Origin of the sequence: Borborobacter xinjiangensis (assembly GCF_047739745.1) — a bacterium.
Taxonomy (GTDB): Bacteria; Pseudomonadota; Alphaproteobacteria; order Rhizobiales; family Rhizobiaceae; genus Pseudaminobacter.
This window is the reverse complement of record NZ_JBLLVA010000011.1, coordinates 116,081-131,105: the sequence shown is the minus strand read 5'-3', so window position 1 is coordinate 131,105 and position 15,025 is coordinate 116,081. Positions and strand designations below refer to the sequence as shown.

Here is a 15,025-nt window from a genome sequence, read left to right as displayed (position 1 = left end):
TCTGAAATGGCAAAGACCAGCTCAGTCGAAAAGAACAATCGGCGCCGCAAGCTTGTGGACCAGAGCGCTGCCAAGCGTAAGGCCCTCAAGGCGACGATCATGGACAAGAGCCTCCCGATCGAAGAGCGTTTTCGGGCGCAGCTGAAGCTTGCGGCGATGCCGCGCAATTCGTCCCGGACCCGCATCCGCAACCGTTGCGAGATCACCGGACGTCCGCGCGCCTACTATCGCAAACTTAAGATGTCGCGCATCGCGCTTCGTGAGCTTGGTTCGCTGGGTGCGATCCCGGGCCTGGTCAAGTCGAGCTGGTAAGGAGCACACGATATGTCCCTAAGTGATCCTCTCGGCGATATGCTGACCCGCATCCGCAACGCTTACGGCCGCAAGAAGACGAAAGTCTCGACGCCTGCCTCGCGTCTGCGTGCCCGCGTTCTGGACGTGCTGAAGTCGGAAGGTTACATCCGCGACTACAGCCAGGTCGACTACGGCAACGGAAAGTCCGAAATCGAGATCGAGCTCAAGTATTTCGACGGCGCTCCGGTTATCCGCGAGATCGCCCGCGTCTCGAAACCCGGCCGCCGTGTCTACGTCTCGGTGAAATCGATCCCGCAGGTCGCCAACGGTCTCGGCATTTCGATCCTTTCGACGCCCAAGGGCGTGATGGCCGATCACGATGCGCGTGAGCAGAACGTCGGCGGCGAGGTGCTCTGCCAGGTATTCTGACCGGGGCAGGCTGAAACATACAGAAAGACGAGGACAACGACATGTCTCGTATTGGCAAGAAACCCGTTCCGCTTCCGCAGGGCGTGACCGCGACCGTGGACGGCCAGACCGTTACGGCCAAAGGTCCCAAGGGCGAGCTGAAGTTCGTGGTCAACGATGAAGTGCTGGTCAAGCTGGAGAATGGCGAAATTTCCGTCCAGCCGCGCGATGAGTCGAAGGACGCCCGCTCGAAATGGGGCATGTCGCGCACCCAGATCGTCAACATCCTTCAGGGCGTGAAGGAAGGTTTCGAGCGTCGGCTCGAGATCAACGGCGTCGGCTATCGCGCCGCCATGCAGGGCAAGAACTTGCAGCTTGCCCTTGGCTTTAGCCACGACGTGGTCTACGAGGCACCCGAAGGTGTCACGATCAGCGTTCCGAAGCCGACCGAAATCGTCGTCGCCGGCATCGACAAGCAGGTCGTTGGCCAGGTCGCGGCCGAGATTCGCAAGCATCGCCAGCCGGAGCCCTATAAGGGCAAGGGCGTGAAGTATGTCGGCGAGACGATCGTGCGCAAGGAAGGCAAGAAGAAGTAACGCCGCGGTGCGCGGTTGCGGGAGCGATTTTCCTACCGCACATGGCCGCTCCCGTCTGTTGAAGGCAAGGAAACGAAGAGATGGCTTCCAAGGAAACCACCCAGCGGCGCGCCCAGCGGGTACGCCGTCAGCTCAAAAAGGTCGCCGGCGACCGGTTGCGCCTGTCGGTGTACCGTTCGTCGAAGAACATTCATGTGCAGATCATCGACGATTCGAAGGGGCACACTGTTGCCGCCGCCTCGACGCTCGAGAAGGATCTGAAGGGATCGCTCAAGACCGGCGCGGACATAGCGGCGGCTGCGGCCGTCGGCAAGCTGATTGCCGAGCGAGCCACCAAGGCCGGCATCAAGGAAGTGGTCTTCGACCGCGGACCGTATATCTATCACGGCCGCGTCAAGGCGCTCGCCGAGGCAGCTCGCGAAGGCGGCCTCAGCTTCTAATCCGCCCCGGCGCCCTAGTGGCGCCGGATCGTTGTTTTAACCGTGCTTCCGGAAAAAAATAAGGAACAGGATAATGGCACAAGAACGTAGGGACAGCCGCCAGGGCGGTCGCGAGCGCGAAGAGCGCGATAGCGAATTCGTCGACAAGCTCGTCCACATCAACCGCGTCGCCAAGGTCGTCAAGGGCGGCCGGCGCTTTGGCTTTGCAGCGCTCGTCGTCGTCGGCGACCAGAAGGGCCGGGTCGGCTTCGGTCACGGCAAGGCGCGCGAAGTTCCGGAAGCGATCCGCAAGGCGACCGAATCGGCCAAGCGCGATCTGATTTTCGTGCCGCTGCGCTCGGGTCGTACGCTGCATCACGACGTCGAGGGCCGTCATGGCGCCGGTCGGGTTCTGCTGCGCACCGCCAAGGCCGGTACCGGCATCATCGCAGGTGGCCCGATGCGCGCTGTCTTCGAGACGCTTGGCGTTCAGGACGTGGTCGCGAAGTCCATGGGCTCGTCCAACCCGTACAACATGGTTCGTGCGACCTTCGATGCGCTGAAGAGCCAGTTGCATCCGAAGGATGTGGCCGCCCAGCGCGGCATCAAGTACTCGACGCTCCAGGCGCGCCGCGGCACCGCCGTCGCCGCTGACGAGTGATCGGCCGGCAAGGATTACGACCATGGCAAAGAAATCAAGCAAGACGATCACGGTCGAGCAGATCGGCAGCCCGATTCGCCGTCCGAAGGAGCAGCGCGCGACGCTGGTCGGCCTCGGCCTCAACAAGATGCATCGCCGCCGCACCCTTGAGGATACGCCCTCCGTGCGCGGCATGATCGCGACAGTGCAGCATCTCGTCCGCGTCGTGGACGAGGCGTAGTCTTGAGCGCAGGAGAACAATCATGAAACTCAACGAACTGCGTAACAGGGACGGCGCAACCCACGCGAAAAAGCGTGTCGGGCGCGGCATCGGCTCGGGTTCGGGCAAGACCGGCGGCCGTGGCGTGAAGGGTCAGAAGTCCCGCTCGGGCGTTTCGATCAACGGCTTCGAGGGCGGCCAGATGCCGCTTTACCGGCGCCTGCCGAAGCGTGGCTTCAACAACATTTTCGCCAAGAGCTACAACACCGTGTCGCTTGCCCGCGTCCAGGCCGCAATCGATGCCGAAAAGCTTGATGCAAAGGAAACGGTAACCGCCGAGGCCCTGGTCAAGGCTGGGGTTATTCGTCGCGTCAAGGATGGCGTGCGCCTGCTCAGCGGCGGCGAACTGAAGGCCAAGCTCGCATTCGATATCGCCGGCGCGTCGAAGGCCGCCGTCGAGAAGGTCGAGAAGGCCGGTGGATCGGTCAAGGTCCCCGAGAAGGCTGCGGAAGCCGAATAACGATCTTAGATCAGGCGGCGGGCATCAGCTCGCCGCTTGCATCTTTGCCGTCCGAAGCCTATCTCGTGGCTTCGTCGACACGTGCCGCCCGGCGCGGGCTTTCGAGCGTGACCAAGCGGAGAATTTTGCATGGCATCGGCTGCTGAACAACTTGCCTCGAATCTGAATTTCGCAGCCTTCGCCAAGGCCGACGATCTGAAGAAACGCATCTGGTTCACGCTCGGCGCACTGCTTGTCTATCGGCTCGGCACCTATATTCCGCTCCCCGGAATCAATCCGGAGGCGTTCGCGCAGGCGTTCCAGCAACAGCGCGGCGGCGTGCTCGGCATGTTCAATATGTTCGCCGGTGGTGCCGTCGAGCGGATGGCGATCTTCGCCCTCGGCATCATGCCGTACATTTCCGCCGCCATCATCATGCAGCTCATGACGTCGGTGGTGCCGACGCTTGAGGCGCTGAAGAAAGAGGGCGAGCAAGGCCGTAAGGTCATCAACCAGTATACACGCTACGGAACCGTGCTTCTGGCGATCGTGCAGGCCTACGGGATAGCGGTGGGGCTTGAGAGCGGCAACGGTATCGTCAGCGATCCGGGCATGTTCTTCCGCGCCTCCACGGTGATCAGCCTGCTCGGCGGTACCATGTTCCTGATGTGGCTCGGCGAACAGATCACCGAGCGCGGCGTCGGCAACGGCATCTCGCTGATCATTTTCGCCGGCATCGTGGCGGGCATGCCGGGTGCGATCAGCGGCACCCTCGAGCTTGGCCGAACCGGCGCGCTGTCGACGGGCCTGATCCTGGCGATCATCGTGCTTGCGGTTCTGGTCATAGCATTGATGGTGTTCGTCGAGCGCGCGCAGCGGCGGCTGCTGATCCAGTATCCGAAGCGTCAGGTCGGCAATCGCATGTTCCAGGGCGACACGTCGCACCTGCCGCTGAAGCTGAACACCTCCGGCGTCATTCCGCCGATCTTCGCCTCGTCGCTTCTGCTTCTGCCTGCGACTATCGCCGGCTTTTCGACAACGACCAATTTGCCGGGATGGGCGAGTACCGCGCTAGCCGCGCTGGGTCACGGGCAGCCGCTCTATATGGCGCTCTACGCGGCGATGATCGTCTTCTTTACATTCTTCCACACGGCGATCGTGTTCAATCCGAAGGACACGGCCGACCAGTTGAAGAAGCATTCCGGCTTCATTCCGGGCTATCGTCCGGGTGAGCGCACCGCCGAATATATCGATTACGTGCTGACCCGCATCACGGTCATCGGCGCCATCTATCTCGTCCTCGTTTGCCTGTTACCCGAATTTCTGATCTCGGCCACTGGCATTCCATTCTATCTTGGTGGAACATCGCTGCTGATCGTCGTCAGCGTCACACTTGACACGATCGCGCAGATCCAGGGCCATTTGATCGCTCACCAGTATGAGGGACTGATCAAGAAGTCGAAGCTTCGTGGGGGCAAGAGGGGTAGATGAGACTGATATTGCTTGGGCCGCCCGGAGCAGGGAAGGGAACGCAGGCGCAGCGCCTCGTAGAAAAATACGGCATCCCGCAACTGTCGACCGGGGACATGCTGAGAGCGGCGGTGAAGGCCGAGACCGAAATCGGTAAGCGCGCCAAGGCGGTCATGGATGCGGGGCAACTCGTTTCCGACGAGATCGTCAATCAGATCGTCTCGGAACGCGTTGATGCTCCCGATGCGGCGAACGGCTTTATTCTCGACGGCTTTCCGCGCACGGTTCCGCAGGCCAAGGCTCTGGGCGAGATTTTGTCCGGCAAAGGGCTGAAGCTCGATGCGGTGATCGAACTTGCGGTCGATGAGTCGGCGTTGGTGAAACGGATGGAAAAGCGCGTCGCCGAGACGGTAGCGGCCGGCGGGCAGGCGCGGGCCGACGACAATCCGGAATCATTCAAGAAGCGTCTCGTCGAATTTCGCGAAAAGACCGCACCGCTGTCGGCATATTATGCCGGCACCGGTGAGTTGAAGAAGGTCGACGGCATGGCGCCGGTAGATGAAGTCACCGAGGCGATCGAAGCTGCGCTGATGCAGGCCGCGGAAAGTTGAATCGCCACGGTTGACAATTTGCCTTGCCTGGACTAGAGGGGCCCGTCTCCCATTCAGGCGTATCATTGGCTTGTCCGAGAGGGCAAGGCATTTGCTTTGAACCAGGAACACCCGCAAGGGCCGGCCTCCACCGGACGCGGGTCAACTCACACGCCGGCTCGCCCGGCCCACATGGAGAAGAAAATGGCTCGTATAGCCGGCGTCAATATTCCGACGAACAAGCGCGTGGTTATCGCGCTGCAGTACATTCACGGTATCGGCAAGCAGTTCGCCCAGGAGATCGTCGACAAGGTCGGCATCCCGTCGGAGCGTCGCGTCAACCAGCTTACGGACGCGGAAGTGCTGGCGATCCGCGAGACGATCGACCGCGACTATCAGGTCGAGGGTGACCTGCGCCGCGAAGTTTCGATGAACATCAAGCGTCTGATGGACCTTGGCTGCTATCGCGGCCTGCGTCACCGTCGTTCGCTTCCGGTTCGCGGTCAGCGCACGCACACCAATGCGCGCACCCGCAAGGGTCCCGCCAAGGCGATTGCCGGGAAGAAGAAGTAATTCGGCGAATGGTCAATGGTGAATAGTGAATGGTAGTTCGCGACGAGTTCGCTGTTCCGCCATTCACCATTTTTCCATTCACCATTCACTGTAGGTGGAGCCGCTGGAATTACGGCGGTGCAGAGATCAGGAAAGGATAAACATGGCCAAGGAAGCCACGCGTATTCGCCGCCGCGAACGCAAGAACATTTCGACGGGCGTCGCCCACGTCAATTCGACTTTTAACAACACGATGATCACCATCACCGACGCGCAGGGCAATGCGATTGCCTGGTCGTCGGCCGGTGCTCAAGGGTTCAAGGGCTCGCGCAAGTCGACACCGTTTGCCGCGCAGATGGCTGCCGAGGATGTTGCCAAGAAGGCGCAGGAACACGGCATGCGCACTCTCGAGGTCGAGGTTTGCGGCCCCGGCTCCGGTCGTGAATCGGCATTGCGTGCCCTGCAGGCCGGCGGCTTCACGATCACCTCGATCCGCGACGTCACGCCGATCCCGCACAATGGCTGCCGCCCGCGCAAGAAGCGCCGCGTCTAAGCCCTGACTTAACCGCCGGGCGGGAGCGAAGGCGCTCGCTCGGTTTTTCCAGATCGCCTGCCACGATTGGATGGTGGCAGGGAAACGGAAGGACGACAAAATGATCCAGAAAAATTGGCAGGAACTGATCAAGCCCAACAAGATCGAGTTCTCGTCGAAGAAGAAGACGCTGACCACTCTGGTCGCCGAGCCGCTGGAGCGCGGCTTCGGCCTGACGCTCGGCAACGCGCTCCGTCGCGTGCTGCTGTCGTCGCTGCGGGGTGCTGCCGTCACCGCGGTGCAGATCGACGGCGTTCTGCATGAGTTCTCGTCGATCGCCGGCGTTCGCGAGGACGTGACCGACATCGTGCTCAACATCAAGGAAATCGCCATCCGCATGGAAGGCGATGGCCCCAAGCGCATGGTCGTGCGCAAGCAGGGTCCAGGTGCCGTGCTCGCAGGCGACATCCAGACGGTGGGTGATGTCGAGATTCTCAATCCTGACCACGTCATCTGCACGCTGGACGAGGGCGCTGAAATCCGCATGGAATTCACCGTCGACACGGGCAAGGGCTATGTGCCGGCCGACCGCAACCGTGCGGAAGACGCGCCAATCGGCCTCATTCCGGTCGACAGCCTTTATTCGCCGGTCAAGAAGGTCTCCTACAAGATCGAGAACACCCGCGAGGGCCAGGTTCTCGACTATGACAAGCTGACAATGACGATCGAGACCAACGGCTCGGTTTCCGGCGAGGACGCCGTGGCATTTGCAGCCCGCATCCTGCAGGACCAGCTTGGCCTGTTCGTCAATTTCGACGAGCCGCAGAAGGAAGTCGCCGCCGAGCAGGTGACGGAATTGGCGTTCAATCCGGCGCTGCTGAAGAAAGTCGACGAACTCGAGCTTTCGGTGCGTTCGGCAAACTGCCTGAAGAACGACAACATCGTTTATATCGGCGACCTGATCCAGAAGACCGAAGCCGAAATGCTGCGCACGCCGAATTTCGGACGCAAGTCGCTGAACGAGATCAAGGAAGTTCTCGCCGCGATGGGACTCCATCTCGGCATGGAGGTGGCCGACTGGCCGCCGGAGAACATCGACGATCTGGCCAAGCGTTACGAAGACCAATACTAAATCGGTGAATGGTGAATGGCAAAATGGTGAATGGTCGCCGGCGGCGCCGCAGGAACGAGAAAAGAAACTCTTCTGATATTCCATTCACCATTCACTATTCACCATTCACGAATTGAAACACCGGGCGCGTCGCCCACTAACCAAGGAGAAGAGCCATGCGCCATGGATTTGCCGGCCGCCGGCTGGGCCGCAGCTCAAGCCACCGCAAGGCGATGTTTGCCAATCTGGCAGTGTCGCTGATCGAGCATGAGCAGATCACGACCACGCTTCCCAAGGCGAAGGACCTTCGTCCGATCGTCGAGAAGCTCGTCACGCTGGGCAAGCGCGGCGATCTGCACGCACGCCGGCAGGTCATTGCGCAGATCGGCAACGAAGCCGTCGTCAAGCGCCTGTTCGACACGATTGCGCCGCGTTATGCCACCCGCAACGGCGGCTATCTGCGCATCATGAAGGCGGGTTTCCGTCATGGCGACAACGCGGCCATGGCCGTGATCGAGTTTGTCGACCGCGACACCTCGGCGAAGGGTGCGGCTGACCGGGCTCGCGCGGAAGCCGAAGAAAAGTCGGAAGCCGAAGCGGCATAATCATTTCGGCAGCGCCGAAAGTTCGGGAAGGGGCCTCGCGGCCCCTTTTTGCTTTTGAGCCTTGGAAGATTGATCGCCAAGTGACTTGCCATAGGTGTGGCGGGACTGATTTCCATGGCTGCGGAGCGCAAGAGGGCATGAACATGTCGGCTCGCGCAAATATGCTCGTCGAATGACCGGCCGAGCCTTTCATTTTGCACAATCGTCATGACAATGGCGCGCGCTTGGCTTGGAGGATTCGCATGGCTGCGAAACGATTGACCTATTTGTTGTTCGCCATCTGGTTTGCCGTGGCGGCGGGACCCTCTATTGCTCAGGAAACTGCCGCGCCCACCGTAAAAACGGCACCTGAGAAGGCGCCCGCCGTCAAGGAGGATCCCGGTCTCAAGGAAGTGCTGAACGAACTTCTTCGCGGCAGCGACAAGCCTTTGCCCCCACCAGCGCCCCAAGGTCGTCGCCTACCGTTCGGCCGGGCCGAGATACAGCTATCCTTTGCGCCTCTGGTGAAGGAAACCGCGCCTGCCGTGGTCAATGTCTATGCCTCCCAGCAGGTCCGGGCGCGTTCGCCATTTGCCGGCGATCCGTTCTTTGAGCGCTTTTTCGGCCAGGCGCCGCAACGCATGCAATCGTCGCTCGGCTCCGGTGTGCTTGTCGATCCGAGCGGTATCGTGGTGACAAATTATCACGTCATTCGCGATGCCGACGAGGTGAAGGTGGCGACTTCGGACGGCCGCGAGTTCACGAGCAAGGTGTTGCTCAAGGATGAGACGCTTGACCTCGCCGTGCTGAAGATAGACGGCGACAAGCCGTTTCCCGTCGTTCCGGTCGGGGATTCCGATGCGCTCGAAGTAGGCGATCTGGTGCTTGCGATCGGCAACCCGTTCGGCGTCGGGCAAACCACGACCAGCGGCATCGTCTCCGCGTTGGCGCGCTCGCATATCGGCGTTTCGGATTTCGGCTTTTTCATCCAGACCGATGCGGCGATCAATCCGGGCAATTCCGGCGGCGCCCTGATCAACATGACCGGCCAGCTCGTCGGCATCAATACGGCGATCTACAGCCGGAGCGGCGGCTCGATCGGCATCGGTTTTGCCATTCCCTCCAACATGGTGCGGGCTGTGGCGGAAGCCGCCAAGCAGGGCAGGGACTATTTCGAGCGTCCGTTTATCGGCGCTTCCTTCGAGCCCGTAACCGCGCAGATAGCAGAAGCGCTCGGCATGTCGAGCCCGCTCGGCGCGCTGGTGGCGGCTGTTGCGCAGGACGGTCCCTCGGCCAAGGCAGGTCTGAAGCCCGGCGATGTCGTGCTGTCGCTGAACGGCGTTCGCATCGAGCATGTCGACGCGCTTGGCTACAGGCTGGCCACGCTTTCGGTCGGTACCGCCGCGACGCTTGCGGTGCTTAGCCAAGGCGAAGAGAAGACGATCTCGGTCACCCCGGTGCGGCCGCCGGAAGGCGCGTCGACGGCCGAGGTGACGATTGGCGGGAACAGTCCCTTCGCCGGAACCAAGGTGGCCTCGCTGTCGCCTCGATTGGCGCAGAGGCTTGGTCTTGGAACCGATACGAGCGGTGTGGCGGTTGTAAGTGTCGAGCGCAATTCGCCTGCCGCCAGCCTCGGCCTCCAGCCGCGCGACATTGTGCGCGAAGTAAATGGAGAGCCGATCGAGACGCCCGAGCAACTGAGCGAGGCGGCTGCTCGCGATACGCGTTGGTGGCGGTTCACCGTCGAGCGGAATGGACAGTTGATGCGTCAAATGCTGCGATACTGAACCCGACATGGCTGACCTGTTCAACGCCGATCAACCCGACAAAGCGCCCGCCGGACGGCCGCTTGCCGACAGGCTGCGCCCGGCAAGCCTGGATCAGGTCGTTGGCCAGCAACTGACCGGCGATGACGGCGCGCTGACGCGAATGATCCGTTCCGGCTCGCTTGGCTCCATGATCTTCTGGGGGCCGCCAGGCACCGGAAAGACGACGGTAGCGCGGCTGCTTGCCGGCGAAACCGGCCTCGCCTTCGAGCAGATTTCCGCAATCTTCTCGGGCGTTGCCGATCTCAAGAAGGTGTTCGAGATGGCACGGATGCGCCGTTCGAACGGCCGCCAGACGCTGCTGTTCGTCGACGAGATTCATCGCTTTAATCGCGCCCAGCAGGATTCCTTTCTGCCGGTGATGGAAGACGGGACGGTTATCCTCGTCGGCGCCACGACCGAAAACCCTTCGTTCGAGCTCAACGCGGCACTTCTGTCGCGCGCTCGCGTGCTGGTTTTCAGGTCGCTGGATGAGGAGAGCATTGCGCGGTTGCTGCAGCGCGCCGAAGAAAGCGAAGGCAGGAAACTGCCCGTCGAAGAGGAGGCGCGCGAACTTCTGCTTCGCATGGCCGATGGCGACGGTCGCGCCGCATTGACGCTCGCCGAGGAGGTCTGGCGCGCGGCCAAGCCGGGAGAGGTCTTCGACGCCGAGGGGCTGCAGCGCGTCGTTCAGCGCCGGGCGCCGATCTACGACAAGGGTCAGGACGGCCATTACAACCTGATTTCGGCTCTGCATAAATCGGTGCGCGGCTCGGACCCCGATGCGGCGCTCTATTATCTCGCGCGCATGTTCGATGCGGGCGAAGACCCGCTCTATCTTGGCCGCCGGCTGGTGCGCATGGCGGTGGAAGATATCGGACTGGCCGATCCGCAGGCGCTGGTCGTCGCTAACGCTGCCAAGGACGCCTACGACTATCTTGGCTCGCCCGAGGGTGAACTCGCCTTCGCCGAGGCCACCGTCTATCTCGCCACAGCGCCGAAATCGAACGCCGTGTATACCGCCTTCAAGAGCGCCATGCGCGCCGCAAAGGAGCACGGCTCGCTGTTGCCGCCGCGGCACATTCTCAATGCGCCGACAAAGCTGATGAAGGACGAGGACTACGGCAAAGGCTATCAATACGACCACGATATGCCCGAAGCTTTTTCCGGACAGGATTATTTTCCCGAGAAGATGGGCCGACAGGTCTTCTACGACCCGCCCGAACGTGGCTTCGAGCGCGAAATCAGGAAGCGGCTGGACTACTGGTCGAAGCTCAGAAGCGAACGGCAAAAGGGCGGCGGCTCGTGAGCCTCCGCTGCTTTCGCGGGCACGGCGGATCGGCTACATAGCCGCTATGTATCACCTTTTTCTTGTCGCGACCGGTGGGGCGGTCGGTGCTTCGATGCGCCATCTGGTCAATTTCGCTGCATTGCGCCTGATCCCGTCGACGCTGCCGCTGGGCACGCTGATCATCAACATCGTTGGCTCCTTCGCGATGGGAGTGTTCATCGAAATTCTCGTGCGGCGGCTCGGCAGCTCGAGCGAATTGCGGCTATTCGTGGCGACGGGGGTTCTGGGCGGCTTCACCACCTTTTCGGCATTTTCGCTGGATTTCGCGGTGCTATGGGAAAAGGATGCGCCGCTGTGGGCACTGGTCTATCTGATTGCCAGCGTTGTCGGCGCCATTTTGGCTCTGTTTCTGGGATTGTGGGTCGCAAGAAGCTTTGGCTGATGGTATTGCGCCCTGTTGGATCGGACGGGTGAAAATGGCAGGCGTAGAGCAGATCAAGGTCGAGGCGGACGAAGCTGGCATGCGGCTCGACCGCTGGTTCAAGACGCATTTTCCCGGGCTTGGTTTTGGACATCTCCAGAAACTGCTGCGCTCCGGCCAAGTCCGGGTCGATGGCGGGCGCGCGAAGGCCGATACGCGTGTCGAGGCTGGGCAGACGGTCCGGGTGCCGCCTCTGGGAGTGGACAGGCAGGGCGCCGGAACACTTACCGCGCGCAGCATCCGCAATCAGGGCGATGCCGACGTGCTGTCGCAGATGCTGCTTTATGAGGACCCGAAGGTGTTCGTATTCAACAAGCCGGCGGGGCTTGCGGTACAAGGCGGGTCCGGGGTGACGCGCCATGTCGACGATATGCTCGAGGCTTGGCGCAACGCCAAGGGCGAGAAGCCGCGCCTTGTCCACCGCCTGGACCGCGACACCTCCGGCGTGCTGGTCGTGGCGCGCACCCGCCTTGCCGCGATGAAGCTGGCCGAGGCATTTCGCGGACGCGACGCCAAGAAGACCTATTGGGCCTTGGTCAAGGGCGTGCCGAAAAAGCGCGAGGACAAGATTTCAACCTGGCTCGTCAAGGAAGCGACGCCGGATGGCGACCGGATGCGCGTGGCCAGGCATGGCGAGCCGGGCGCCGATCATGCGGTCTCCTACTACCGTGTTGTGGAGCAGGCTGCGCAATCCATGGCATGGCTTGAAATGGAGCCGCATACCGGCCGCACGCACCAGTTGCGCGTCCACGCGGCCCATATCGGCTGTCCGATCATCGGCGATCCCAAATATTTCGAGGCCGACACCAACTGGGATTTTCCCGGTGGCATCCAGAACCGGCTGCATCTCCATGCGCGCCGCATCCGCATCCCTCATCCTTCCGAAGGTGTCATCGATGTGACCGCACCGATGCCCGGGCATATGCGCCAAAGCTGGAATCTGCTCGGCTTCGACGAGGCCAGCGGCGACGAGGAGGAATGAGCGTCGCCGTCGATGTGTCGTTAGTTGGGCGTTGCCTTTCTGACGCCGGCATTCGGCGCACTATATATGTCATGGACGTCAACAGTGGCGGAGTCCCAACCGCTGGCGCGAGGAAACTATGCGTGACCTTCTGAATAATCTCGAGACCGGCGATGCGTATTCGCAACCGGATCCGATCCGCCGCGCTCAAAGCAGCCTGAAGAAGCCGCTGCCGAAGCGCTTCTACAAGGACGTTTCGGTTGCTCCCGAAGTGGAAGGCTTTGCGGTCCATCTTGACGGCAAGCCCGTCCGCACGCCGGCGAGGGCGCTGCTGTTGCTGCCTACCGGAGCTGCCGCCGAACTGGTGGCAAAGGAATTTTCCGCGCAGGAACAGCATATCGACCCAGCCAGCATGCCGGTGATGCGGCTGGTCAATACGGCGATTGACGGCGTGGCGACGGACATGCAGGCAGTGATCGAGGACATTCTGCGTTTCGCCTCTTCCGACCTTCTTTGCTATCGCGCCGATGCACCGGAGGCGCTGGTGCGGCGACAGTCGGAGGCCTGGGATGGCGTGCTTGATTGGGCGCGCGCATCGCTCGGCGCGCGTTTCCTGCTGGCCGAAGGCGTCATTCACGTCGAGCAGCCGCGCGAGGCCATCGGCGCTATCGGCATTCACCTCAGCCAGCGGGCGGACCCGCTGAAGCTCGCGGCGCTTCACCTGATGACCTCGCTGACCGGATCGGCGCTTCTGGCGCTGGCTGTCGAAAGCGACGAACTGGATGCCGAGACGGCCTGGGCGGCGGCGCATGTCGACGAAAATTGGCAGGCGGAGCAGTGGGGGCAGGATTCGGAAGCACTTGCCAGGCAGGCTCATCGGAAGCGCGACATGATGGCCGCTGTTCGCCTGCTTGCGGCGTTGCGCGATTAGAGCGCTTCGGTCCCGGTGAGCTTGCTGGGGGCGAAAATGTCGCGAACGACAGGCAACACCGCCGAGGGCAGGTCTTCGGCGATCAGTCCCGGCCCGAACCGTTGCGCCGCTTCTGCGTGAATCCATACCGCCGCGCACGCAGCCTCGAAGACCGGCATGCCCTGGGCAGCCAGCCCCGCGCACAGGCCTGAAAGCACGTCGCCCGACCCGGCTGTCGCCAGCCAGGGCGTTCCGTTTGCATTGATGGCAGCCTGGCCGCCTGGAGCGGCAACGACCGTATCCGCGCCCTTGTAGACGATGACCGCTCCGGACCGCGCGGCCGCCGCCCGAGCCTTTGCAAGCTTGGACGTGTCACGGCCTTTGGCGATATCGGGAAAGAAGCCGCGAAACTCGCCTTCATGCGGCGTCAGGATCACTTCCGGTGCGCCCGGTCTTTGCAGGAGCGGGAACAATGCCTGCGATCGATGCACCAGCGAGGTGATGCCGCTGGCATCCAAAACAAGGGCTTTTGGCAGGTCTTCCGCTCCAAGCATTTCGGCGAGAAACTCCGCGGTCGCAGCTTCTGGCCGGAGACCCGGCCCGTAGACAAGCGCGCGAGGATGGCGCGCTTCGAAGAAGGCGAGCGCATCGGCGAGCGTGTCGCATTTCCTGAGCATGACGGAGGTCAGATGCGCGGCATTGGCTGCAATCGCATCTGACGGCGATAGCACCGTCACCGCGCCGGCCCCGATCCGCGCTGCGGCAATCGCCGCAAGGCGCGCGGCGCCCGTTGCTGACGCTTCTCCGGAAAAGACGCCGACATGGCCGCGGCGATACTTATGGGCATCGATTGCCGGAAAGGGAAAAGCGCCAAGCCACGCATCGGGCGTGTTTTCCACGCATCGCGCACCCGTTTCGGCGATGGCTGAATCCGGGATGCCGATGTCGGCGACGACTACCTGGCCGCAAAGATCGCGGCCGGGCAGGAGGAGGTGTGCGGGTTTCTTTCGGGCGAAGGTGACTGTTATGGCCGCCCGGAACGACTGGCCAAGCACCAGGCCGGTTTCTCCTGAAACGCCGGAGGGCAGATCGACCGATATGACGGCGAGGTTCAATGCAGCCGCCTTTTCGGCCGCATTGGCGGCATCGCGAGAAAGCGGTTTCGACAGCGCGGCGCCATATAGCGCATCGATGACCAGCGAACCGCTTTCGGGGTTGAAGGAGGCGAGCGGTTGTGCGTGGATAGGGCAGTCGGCGGCGGCCGTGGCTGCGTCGCTGCCGGCTTTCGGCCTGCCCTCCTGCCACAGCGAGACGAAGAACCCTGTTTCGGCGAGAATTCGCGCGATCACATAGCCATCGCCGCCATTGTTACCCGGTCCGCACAAGACGTGGACGCGAGCCGTATGCGCGAAATGCTTCAACACGAGGGAGGCCACGGCGGCTGCGGCATTGCGCATCAACGCCGTTCCGTCGAGCGGTCCGGCTGCGATGGTCAGGCGATCGGCCTCGGCCATTTCCTGGGGGGTTAGCACGTCGTGGCGCATGCAAGACACTCTTCGACAAATCGCCCGATGCATAGCACATGATCGGGGATGATTGAATTTCGAAGCCTTCCGCAGTCAACGCGCGCGGCTGCCTAAAAATTGTGCGGCATGCACATTT

Annotated in this window: 19 protein-coding genes; 18 read left to right on the top strand and 1 reads right to left on the bottom strand. The window is 62.1% G+C overall.

From position 1 onward, the window contains the following. Positions 1 to 6 precede the first annotated feature (6 nt). The 18 genes from rpsN to ACLKMW_RS13770 all read left to right on the top strand — a co-directional run bounded on the left by rpsN (position 7) and on the right by ACLKMW_RS13770 (position 13,384). Positions 7 to 312: a 30S ribosomal protein S14 gene (rpsN, locus tag ACLKMW_RS13855; protein WP_415725049.1), complete on the top strand. Its 306-nt coding sequence runs from the start codon at positions 7 to 9 to the stop codon at positions 310 to 312. 12 nt (positions 313 to 324) lie between these two features. After that, a complete protein-coding gene (gene rpsH, locus ACLKMW_RS13850) occupies positions 325 to 723 on the top strand; it encodes a 30S ribosomal protein S8 (RefSeq protein WP_415725048.1) in 399 nt (132 codons plus the stop codon). A 41-nt stretch (positions 724 to 764) separates the two neighbouring features. Next, a complete protein-coding gene (gene rplF / locus ACLKMW_RS13845; protein WP_415725047.1) occupies positions 765 to 1,298 on the top strand; it encodes a 50S ribosomal protein L6 in 534 nt (177 codons plus the stop codon). A gap of 80 nt (positions 1,299 to 1,378) precedes the next feature. Further along, entirely contained in the window at positions 1,379 to 1,738 is a 360-nt protein-coding gene (gene rplR, locus ACLKMW_RS13840) for a 50S ribosomal protein L18 (protein ID WP_415725046.1), read from the top strand. Between the two features lie 73 nt (positions 1,739 to 1,811). Further along, a complete protein-coding gene (gene rpsE, locus ACLKMW_RS13835) occupies positions 1,812 to 2,378 on the top strand; it encodes a 30S ribosomal protein S5 (protein WP_415725045.1) in 567 nt (188 codons plus the stop codon). Positions 2,379 to 2,400: 22 nt separating this feature from the next. After that, positions 2,401 to 2,598, top strand: a complete 198-nt coding sequence (rpmD, locus tag ACLKMW_RS13830) for a 50S ribosomal protein L30 (protein ID WP_415725044.1) — start codon at positions 2,401 to 2,403, stop codon at positions 2,596 to 2,598. Between the two features lie 22 nt (positions 2,599 to 2,620). Further along, on the top strand, positions 2,621 to 3,097 hold the full coding sequence (rplO, locus tag ACLKMW_RS13825) for a 50S ribosomal protein L15 (RefSeq protein ID WP_415725043.1): 477 nt from the start codon (positions 2,621 to 2,623) through the stop codon (positions 3,095 to 3,097). Between the two features lie 129 nt (positions 3,098 to 3,226). Beyond that, positions 3,227 to 4,567: a preprotein translocase subunit SecY gene (secY, locus tag ACLKMW_RS13820; RefSeq protein WP_415725042.1), complete on the top strand. Its 1,341-nt coding sequence runs from the start codon at positions 3,227 to 3,229 to the stop codon at positions 4,565 to 4,567. Further along, positions 4,564 to 5,157 (top strand): adenylate kinase, encoded by a 594-nt coding sequence (locus tag ACLKMW_RS13815; protein WP_415725041.1) that lies wholly within the window; start codon positions 4,564 to 4,566, stop codon positions 5,155 to 5,157. The genes secY and ACLKMW_RS13815 overlap by 4 nt, the downstream gene beginning before the upstream one ends. Before the next feature lie 183 nt (positions 5,158 to 5,340). Then, positions 5,341 to 5,709: a 30S ribosomal protein S13 gene (rpsM, locus tag ACLKMW_RS13810; RefSeq protein ID WP_415725040.1), complete on the top strand. Its 369-nt coding sequence runs from the start codon at positions 5,341 to 5,343 to the stop codon at positions 5,707 to 5,709. 142 nt (positions 5,710 to 5,851) lie between these two features. Continuing rightward, on the top strand, positions 5,852 to 6,241 hold the full coding sequence (gene rpsK / locus ACLKMW_RS13805; RefSeq protein ID WP_415725039.1) for a 30S ribosomal protein S11: 390 nt from the start codon (positions 5,852 to 5,854) through the stop codon (positions 6,239 to 6,241). 100 nt (positions 6,242 to 6,341) lie between these two features. Further along, positions 6,342 to 7,352, top strand: coding sequence for a DNA-directed RNA polymerase subunit alpha (locus tag ACLKMW_RS13800; RefSeq protein ID WP_415725038.1), 1,011 nt, complete (start codon positions 6,342 to 6,344; stop codon positions 7,350 to 7,352). Between the two features lie 155 nt (positions 7,353 to 7,507). Then, the gene (gene rplQ, locus ACLKMW_RS13795) at positions 7,508 to 7,936 is read left to right on the top strand and encodes a 50S ribosomal protein L17 (protein WP_415725037.1); all 429 of its coding nucleotides are present in this window, start codon (positions 7,508 to 7,510) and stop codon (positions 7,934 to 7,936) included. Positions 7,937 to 8,178: 242 nt separating this feature from the next. Continuing rightward, positions 8,179 to 9,702 carry a DegQ family serine endoprotease gene (locus tag ACLKMW_RS13790; RefSeq protein WP_415725036.1) on the top strand — a complete coding sequence of 508 codons (1,524 nt, stop codon included), beginning with the start codon at positions 8,179 to 8,181 and terminating at the stop codon, positions 9,700 to 9,702. Positions 9,703 to 9,709: 7 nt separating this feature from the next. Continuing rightward, on the top strand, positions 9,710 to 11,029 hold the full coding sequence (locus ACLKMW_RS13785) for a replication-associated recombination protein A (RefSeq protein ID WP_415725035.1): 1,320 nt from the start codon (positions 9,710 to 9,712) through the stop codon (positions 11,027 to 11,029). Positions 11,030 to 11,075: 46 nt separating this feature from the next. Continuing rightward, complete coding sequence (gene crcB, locus ACLKMW_RS13780) at positions 11,076 to 11,453, top strand: fluoride efflux transporter CrcB (protein ID WP_415725034.1); 378 nt, start codon at positions 11,076 to 11,078, stop codon at positions 11,451 to 11,453. A 34-nt stretch (positions 11,454 to 11,487) separates the two neighbouring features. Beyond that, positions 11,488 to 12,474, top strand: a complete 987-nt coding sequence (locus tag ACLKMW_RS13775; protein ID WP_415725033.1) for an RluA family pseudouridine synthase — start codon at positions 11,488 to 11,490, stop codon at positions 12,472 to 12,474. Between the two features lie 118 nt (positions 12,475 to 12,592). Then, the gene (locus ACLKMW_RS13770) at positions 12,593 to 13,384 is read left to right on the top strand and encodes an ATP12 family chaperone protein (protein ID WP_415725032.1); all 792 of its coding nucleotides are present in this window, start codon (positions 12,593 to 12,595) and stop codon (positions 13,382 to 13,384) included. On the opposite strand, the gene ACLKMW_RS13765 is transcribed toward ACLKMW_RS13770, so the two are convergent. Next, entirely contained in the window at positions 13,381 to 14,907 is a 1,527-nt protein-coding gene (locus tag ACLKMW_RS13765) for an NAD(P)H-hydrate dehydratase (protein WP_415725031.1), read from the bottom strand. The genes ACLKMW_RS13770 and ACLKMW_RS13765 overlap by 4 nt on opposite strands. Positions 14,908 to 15,025 lie beyond the last annotated feature (118 nt).